The sequence below is a fragment of the Terrabacter terrigena genome, assembly GCF_042676085.1.
Taxonomy (GTDB): Bacteria; Actinomycetota; Actinomycetes; order Actinomycetales; family Dermatophilaceae; genus Terrabacter; species Terrabacter terrigena.
This window is the reverse complement of the sequence record NZ_JBHTKH010000007.1, coordinates 241,503-249,073: the sequence shown is the minus strand read 5'-3', so window position 1 is coordinate 249,073 and position 7,571 is coordinate 241,503. Positions and strand designations below refer to the sequence as shown.

The window sequence follows — 7,571 nt, the reverse complement described above, 5'->3', positions numbered from 1 at the left end:
GCGGCGTCGCCGCCGCGGCCGGTGTCCCGGTCACCGACAAGGCCAAGGTCGTCGTGCTCATCGACCACGACACCCTCCGCAACGACCTCACCGACTCCGGCGACGCCAAGGGCGCCAAGGGGTCCGGAGTCACGCTCACCGGCGACGTCCTCTCACCCAGCGTCGTGCGCCGGATGGCGTGCGATGCCGAGATCATCCCGATGGTCCTCGGCAAGGACGGCGCCCCGCTCGACGTCGGCCGTAGCCAACGGCTCTTCACCCCCAGCCAGCGCCTCGCACTGGTCGCCCGCGACAAGGGCTGCAGCTTCGACGGCTGCACCGTGCCGCCGACCTGGTGCGACGCCCACCACGTCATCCCGTGGCAGCGCGGCGGTCGGACCGACCTCACCAACGCGGCACTGCTCTGCCCCCGGCACCACACCCACGTCCACCAGCACGACCTCACCGCGACCGTCACCGCATTCGGGGTCACCTGGCACACCAGATGACCCCGCCCCACACCCCGCCCACACCGGCGGGGCCAGCGGAATGTCCGAACACGTCAGCACTCGCAGCCCCGAATGGCGGTGCCCCGCTGCCATGATCGTGAGCCATGACCTCGACGGTGTGGCTCGTCCCGCATACGCACTGGGACCGCGAGTGGTACGAACCCTTCCAGCGCTTCCGCCTCCGCCTCGTCGACCTCATGGACGACGTCGTCGAACGCGCCGCGCGCGAGCCTGACTTCCGCTTCACCATGGACGGCCAGATGGCCGCCATCGACGACTACCTCGAGGTCCGTCCCGAGCAGACCGACGCGGTGCGCAAGCTCGTCGCCACCGGTCAGCTCGCGATCGGGCCGTGGCGCGTCCTCATGGACGAGTTCCTCTGCTCCGGCGAGACGATGATCCGCAACCTCGAGATGGGTTGGGCCGACGCCAACCGGCTCGGCGAGGTCATGCCCGTCGGATACCTGCCCGACATGTTCGGCCACTGTGCGCAGATGCCGCAGATCCTGCGCCACGTCGGCATCGAGCAGGCCGTCGTCTACCGCGGAGTCCCGGCCGAGGTCGACCGCCACGAGTTCTGGTGGCGCTCGCCCGACGGCACCGGCGTCCGCACCGAGTTCCTCGCCAACAGCTACGGCAACGTCGCCGACGTCTTCGGCGGCGGAGCGGCCCGCGAGCGCCTCGCCGCACGCCTCGGCACCCAGACGCGCTGGTACGACGGCGACTTCCTCGCGATGTACGGCACCGACCACGCCGCTCCTCTGCCCTCCCTCATGGGCGAGGTAGCCGACCTCGCCGCCGACGCGGACGGCCCGCACATCAAGGTCGCGACGCTCACTGAGTACCTCGCCGAACCGCGCACTCCGGAACCCGAGCTGCGCACCATCGACGGCGAGCTGCGCAGCCACGCCCGGTCCAACATCCTGCCGGGCGTGCTGTCGGTCCGGTGGCACCTCAAGGAGGCCATGGCCCGCACCGAGCGACTGCTCACGAGGTATGCCGAGCCGTTCGCCGCGCTCTACCTGCCGACCCTGCCCAGCCACTATCTGTCGATGGCCTGGCGTCGCGTCATCGACTCCTCCTGCCACGACTCCGTCACCGGCTGTGGCGTCGACGAGACGGCGGTCCAGGTGCTCGCCCGGCTCCAGGAGGGCGAGCACGCCGCGCAGGCGGTCCAAGACCGTGCACTGGCCCTGGCCGCCTCGGCGACTCCGATCGGCTCGCTCGTCATCGCCAACCCGCTCGCATCGCATCGCAGCGACGTCGTCGAGCTCACCGTGCCGGCAGCCGCGGACTGGGCGCAGGTCGGCCTGCAGCTGGCCGACGGCACCGTGGTTCCGGCGCAACAGATTTCCCGGCCGGACGCCGAGCTGGCCCGCGAGACAGTCCGATCCGAGGACCTGCCTCGGCTGATGCACCGCGTGCACGACCGCGAGCTCTTCGGACTGCAAGTGCACGACCTAGAGATCGACGATGGGGCGATGGTCCTCACGTTCCACCTCGCCGACCACGGCGACCCCGACTTCGACGCGATCGCGGCCGAGGCCCGTCTGCGCGCGGCGGCGGAACGAGCCGGCCATGGCACCGAGTGGCGGGTCGTCACCCGGGACGAGCCGCGCCGCGCCATCGCAGCCTCGGTGCGCGTGCCCTCCTTGGGCTGGACCACCGCGCGGGTGGTCGAACTTGCCCACGACCGAACCCCAGCCACGGGGCCCGACCAGGCATCCATCCGCGTCGGCGACCGGGTGCTCGACAACAGGCTCGTCCGGGTCGAGGTCGCTGACGACGGCTCGCTCATCGTTTCGGCAGAGGGCGTCACCCTGCGCGGGGTCGGCCGCCTCGTCGACGGCGGAGACGCCGGCGACTCGTACAACTACGCGCCGCCCGCGCACGACGTGCTCGTCGACACGCCGACCGACACGCACGTCGCCGCCGTCGGCAGCACTGGACCGATCGTCGGAGCTCTGCGGGTCGACCGGCGCTACGGCCTGCCAGTCAGCAGCAACCTGGCTCGACGGTCCGCAGAGACCGAGTCGACGCTCGTCTCGATGCACGTCGAGGTGCGCACCGGTGAGCCCTTCGTCCGGTTGCGGCTCGACTGGCAGAACCGCACGCGCGACCACCGCCTTCGGCTGCACGTGCCGACCGCCGAGCCGGCCGACCACTCGCATGCCCAGGGCCAGCTCGCCGTCGTCCGTCGTGGCCGCACGGCGGAAGCCGGACCCGTCGGGGAGTACCCGTTGCCGACCTTCCCGGCCGAGACGTTCGTCGACGCAGGCGGCGCTGGCATCCTGCTCGGCCGCACGGTGGAGTACGAGGTCGTCGACGGCGATGTCGCCGGCTCCACCGAGGTGGCGGTGACGCTGCTGCGCTCGATCGGCTACCTGAGCCGCAACGTCCATCCGTACCGCAGCGAGCCCGCCGGGCCGCAGCTGCCGACACCAGAGGCGCAGGTGCTCGGCCCGTGCACGATGTCCCTCGCCGTGATGCCGCACCGCGGCTCGTGGGCCGACGCCGGTCTCGCCCAGGCAGCCGACGCCTACCTCCACGCCGTCGTCGTCAGGGCCGGCACCGCCCCGGCCGAGACTGCCCCAGGCGCGACCGAGGGACTCACGGTCGGTGGAGCCGGGGTACAGCTCGTCTCACTCCGGCGACGCCAGGACGACGACACGGCGGTCGAGGTGCGACTGCTCAACTCCAGCGACGACGCCGGCGAGGCCGTGCTCGGGTCGGAGGCCGTCCCGGTCCGGTCGGCGTCGAGAGTCGATGGCATGGGCCGCGCGGGGGACACGCTCGACGTGGAGGACGGCATTCTTCGACTTCGGCTGCGCGCGTGGGAGATCGCCACAGTGAGACTCGACATCGGCGCCCCGCTGACCCCCTGACCCCCATCGAAAGAGCACTCCGTCCCCTAGAGCGGGACCGCGCGGTCCTGCTGTCGAGGACTGCGTGCTCCTTCGATTGCTCGCGGGGAGGGGTCAGGGGCAGAGGGCGTGGATGGCTCTGTCTCCGTCTTCCAGCCAGGCCGGTCCCTGCCACTCAGGCACGCGCACGCGGTCGTCGCGCAGCACACACCGTCGGTGTCCGAACCCGGTGAGGATCAGCCCCTCGGCCCTCAACGCGACGACGCCGTCGCCGTCTCGAAGCAGCAGGGGCCCGTCGACGCCGGCACTCACGGCAGTCCGTCCAGCGCGCACGGCACCGAGGATGTCGTCGCCCTCGGCAAGTACCCACGTCGTCGGCGATCCGGGCAACCCGTCACTGCCGCGCAGGTGGAAGTCGCTGCCTCCGATCGGGGTCGTGCCGGGCGTCTGCAGCCACCAGGCGAGCGGCGCACCCCACGTCGGCACCTGCGCCCACGACGAGTGCCACACCTCGGCCACCTGCGGGCGGTCCACCGGCAGCAGCCACGCGCAGTCACCACCGAGCGGGTGGTTGACCGACAACAGCCCGCCGCGGCTCGCCGCTTGCGCCGCCCATGTCTCGGGCGGCGACCGGAAGTCGACGAGCCCGACGTCTCCGAAGACGTTCGCGTGCCCGACGTCCCTCGTGACCTCCTGCCCCGGCACGAGCGTGATCCCGTGCCGGCGGCCCACCCCAGGCAGGTGCGCGTGGTGGCTCGTCGTGTTGTGGTCGGTGACGGCCAGGAAGTCCAGACCACGCGAGACAGCGAGCGCCGCCAGCCCACCCACCGACAGCGACCCGTCCGAGTGCACCGTGTGCGAGTGGAAGTCGCCGGCGAGCCATCGCATGCCGTCCACCGTCGGCAGCCCACGCCGGAGCCCGGCCGCCTCGCCCGCCACCTCGCGCGGTTCCGGGTCCTCGGGTTCCGACCGCCGGTGCTCCTCGACGACGGACGGCTCCACCACCCGCACGGTCAGCTCCATCGCCGCACCCGAGGCCGGCACGCGGTGCAGCCCGATGAGCACGCACCACATCCCCGGCTCCACCGCTTGGGGCACGTAGCCCGGCGTCGCCCACCCTTGGGAGACGACGACGCGGCTACGTGCCCCACCCGACCACCCGACGTATCCCCCCGGCCCCTCGAGGCCGAGGTCGAGCACGGCACCCGGCTCGGCGGCATACGTCATCTCGACCTCGATCGCGCCCTCCCCTGACCCGGGCACGTCGAAGGCGATGGAGCGGATCTGCGCCTCCGCGCGGTCCTCGGGCCGCCACGTGCGACTGACCCGCAGCAGCGTCGGGGACGTCATGGCGACAGCAGCTCCCCCTCCGCGTCGTAGACGAGCACTCGCCCGGAGGCCGGGGCGACCCCCACGACCGCCCCGACCTCCGGCTCCTCCCCCTCCGGCACGACAACCTGCACGCGCTGGCCGTCGTCGGTGCGCGCCGTGACCAGGACGCTCGCCCCCAGGCTCTCGGTCGTCTCGACGGTCCCCTCGAAGACGAGCGGCCCCTTCCCGTCGACACGCGCGTACTCCGGCCGGAACGCCACGGTCACCTCGCCGTCCGGCGCGCCGGCACCCGCCCACCCGGCGGAGACCGCGTCGACGCCCTCGAGCGACCCGACCTGCAACGAGCCACCGACGAGCTTGCCCGGGAGCATGTTCATCGGCGTCGACCCGATGAAGTTGGCGACGAACGTGTTGGCCGGCCGGCGGAAGATCTCGGAGGGCGTGCCGAGCTGGCGGATCCGTCCGGCCTCCATGACGGCGATCTGGTCGGCCATCGCGAGCGCCTCGCTCTGGTCGTGCGTGACGAAGACGGTCGTGACGCCGAGGTCCTTCTGCAGCCGCTTGAGGAAGGTGCGCGCCTCGAGCCGCAGCCGGGCGTCGAGGTTCGAGAGCGGCTCGTCGAGGAGGAAGACGCTCGGCTGGCAGGCCATCGCCCGCGCGAGCGCCACGCGCTGCTGCTGGCCACCCGACAGCTCACCGGGTCGCCGCTCCATGAGGGCCGACAGCCCGAGCCCCTCGCCGGTCTCGGCCGCCTTCGCCGCGCGCTCGCTGCGGCCGACCTTCTTGATGCGCAACGGGTACGCGATGTTGTCGGTCACCGTCATGTGCGGGAAGAGCGCGTAGTCCTGGAACACCATGGCGACGTTGCGGTCGCCCGGCGCGAGCGTCGTCACGTCTCGCTCGCCGATCGCGATCGAGCCGCCCGACGCCTCCTCCAGCCCCGCGATGGTGCGCAGCAGTGTCGTCTTGCCGCAGCCCGAGGGGCCGAGCAGCGCGAAGAACGACCCGTCCTCGACCGTGACGTCGAGACCGTCGATGGCGGTGACGTCACCCGGGTAGACCTTGGTGAGGCCCTCGATACGAATACTGGCCATCAGCTCTTGATGCCTCCGTGGAACCGGAACCCGTAGCGTCGGTTGACGAACAGGTAGAGCGCCACCACCGGCAGCGCGTAGACGAGCGAGAACGCAGAGATGAGAGGCAGATTCGCCTGCCCGCCCTCGGAGTAGAACGTGTACATGACGACGCCGGCCGGGATCTTGGCCGGGTCGCGCAGCAGGATGTATGCCGTGAGGAAGTCGCTCCACACGTTGACGAGCGCCCACACGGCGATGGTCGCGAGCCCCGGCCGCACGATCGGCAGGACGACGTGCCGAAGCACCTGGGTCGGGCTCGCCCCGAAGACCCGCGCGCTCTCCTCGTAGGACTTCGGCGTCGCGTCCATGAAGTCCTTGAGGATGAAGATCGCCGCTGGCAGAAGGCCGCCCGTCAGCACGAGGATCACGCCGGAGCGGTCGTCGATGAGGTTGAGCTGGAACATCAGCTGGAAGATCGGCACCATCGCGGCCGTGCCCGTGACGATCGAGCTGAGCAGCAGCAGCCCGTAGAGGATGCCGTTTCGCCCCGGGATGCGCACCCGCGAGAGGGAGTAAGCCGCGAGCGCCGCGAGGGCGGTCACGCCGAGCATCGTGCCCACCGCGAGGTAGACGGAGTTCTTGAGGGAGGAGAACGCGTACGGGTTCTCCGACAGCTTCTCGAAGTTGGCGAGCGTCCAGTCGGGCCAGCTGACGTCGAGCCCCGGCCGCGAGTCGAACGGAGCCGTGACGAGCCACAGCATCGGCAGCGCCCAGAACGCCACGACCGCCGCGAGGAACGCGACGAGCGCGAGGCGCCCGACGACCGACCGGGCTCTCATCGGGCCCTCACCGCCGCTCCCTCAGCAGGCGCACGTAGAAGAGCGCGATGACGAGGTTGATGACGAGCATGATGAACGAGATGGCGGACCCGTAGCCGAGCTGCCCGCCGTAGAGGGCCTTGTTGTAGATGAAGACCGGCAGCGTCTCGCTCGCGTGGTTGGGACCGCCCGCGGTGAGCAGGTAGGGCGAGAAGTCGTTGAAGGTCCAAAGGCTGATGAGCAGCGTGTTGGTGAGCACGTGGCCGCGGATGTGGGGCAGCACGACGTCGCGCAGCTGGGCGAACGCGCCGGCGCCTGCGAGGCGTGCCGACTCAAGCTGCGAGGGCGGCACCGCCCCGAGTGCCGCGGAGAAGAGCAGCATCGAGAACGCCGTGCCGCGCCAGGTGTTGAAGACGATGATCGAGCCCATCGGGTGCTCGAGCAGCCACTCGGTGCCGGTGGTCCGGAGCAGCGCGTTGAGGGTGCCGCCGTCGCCGGAGAGGTAGGCGACCCAGAGGAACGCGACGATCGAGCTCGGCAGGATCCATGCGAGCAGCACCAGCGTCTCGACGGCCGAGCGGACGAGCTTGGGCACGGTGCGCAGCGTCCACGCGAGCGCGAACCCGGCGACGGTCTGCCCGACGATCGCCGAGCCGAGCACGAAGAGCAGCGTCAGCCACAGCGAGTTGCGGAAGTCGGGGTCGACGAGCGCGGCCCTGAAGTTGTCGAGCCCGACGAGCTCGGGATTCGCCGCCTGGATGCCGGTGAGGCGGTAGTCGGTGACGCCGAGGTAGACGGTCCACACGGCCGGCACGACGAGGAACGCCAGCACGAGGATGAGCGCCGGGGCGACGAGGCCTGCCGCCCGGGCGCGCCCGAGACCGGCCGCGTCGATCGACTCGACCCGACGTGTCCCGCGGTCCCGGCGGACCCTGCCGTCGTGGCGGTCCTTGCGGTCCTTGCCGTCCTTGCGATCCATGGTGGCGGTCATCG

The 7,571-nt window shown here is 71.2% G+C and carries 6 protein-coding genes; 2 read left to right on the top strand and 4 right to left on the bottom strand.

The genetic code is table 11. The features are described from left to right. Nucleotides 1–488, top strand: a 488-nt coding sequence (locus ACFQ2V_RS13025) for an HNH endonuclease signature motif containing protein (protein WP_386053160.1), incomplete at its 5' end; no start/stop codon positions are given. A 104-nt stretch (nt 489–592) separates the two neighbouring features. Beyond that, a complete protein-coding gene (locus tag ACFQ2V_RS13020) occupies nt 593–3,373 on the top strand; it encodes a glycoside hydrolase family 38 N-terminal domain-containing protein (RefSeq protein ID WP_386053158.1) in 2,781 nt (926 codons plus the stop codon). 93 nt (nt 3,374–3,466) lie between these two features. Here ACFQ2V_RS13020 and ACFQ2V_RS13015 read toward each other — a convergent pair whose 3' ends face one another. The 4 genes from ACFQ2V_RS13015 to ACFQ2V_RS13000 are packed head-to-tail and all read right to left on the bottom strand — an operon-like array spanning nt 3,467 to nt 7,569. Continuing rightward, nucleotides 3,467–4,702, bottom strand: a complete 1,236-nt coding sequence (locus tag ACFQ2V_RS13015) for a CehA/McbA family metallohydrolase (protein ID WP_386053157.1) — start codon at nt 4,700–4,702, stop codon at nt 3,467–3,469. Further along, on the bottom strand, nt 4,699–5,778 hold the full coding sequence (locus ACFQ2V_RS13010) for an ABC transporter ATP-binding protein (protein WP_386053156.1): 1,080 nt from the start codon (nt 5,776–5,778) through the stop codon (nt 4,699–4,701). The genes ACFQ2V_RS13015 and ACFQ2V_RS13010 overlap by 4 nt, the downstream gene beginning before the upstream one ends. Beyond that, entirely contained in the window at nt 5,778–6,599 is an 822-nt protein-coding gene (locus tag ACFQ2V_RS13005; protein WP_386053154.1) for an ABC transporter permease subunit, read from the bottom strand. The genes ACFQ2V_RS13010 and ACFQ2V_RS13005 overlap by 1 nt, the downstream gene beginning before the upstream one ends. Nucleotides 6,600–6,606: 7 nt before the next feature. Beyond that, on the bottom strand, nt 6,607–7,569 hold the full coding sequence (locus tag ACFQ2V_RS13000) for a carbohydrate ABC transporter permease (RefSeq protein ID WP_386053153.1): 963 nt from the start codon (nt 7,567–7,569) through the stop codon (nt 6,607–6,609). Nucleotides 7,570–7,571 lie beyond the last annotated feature (2 nt).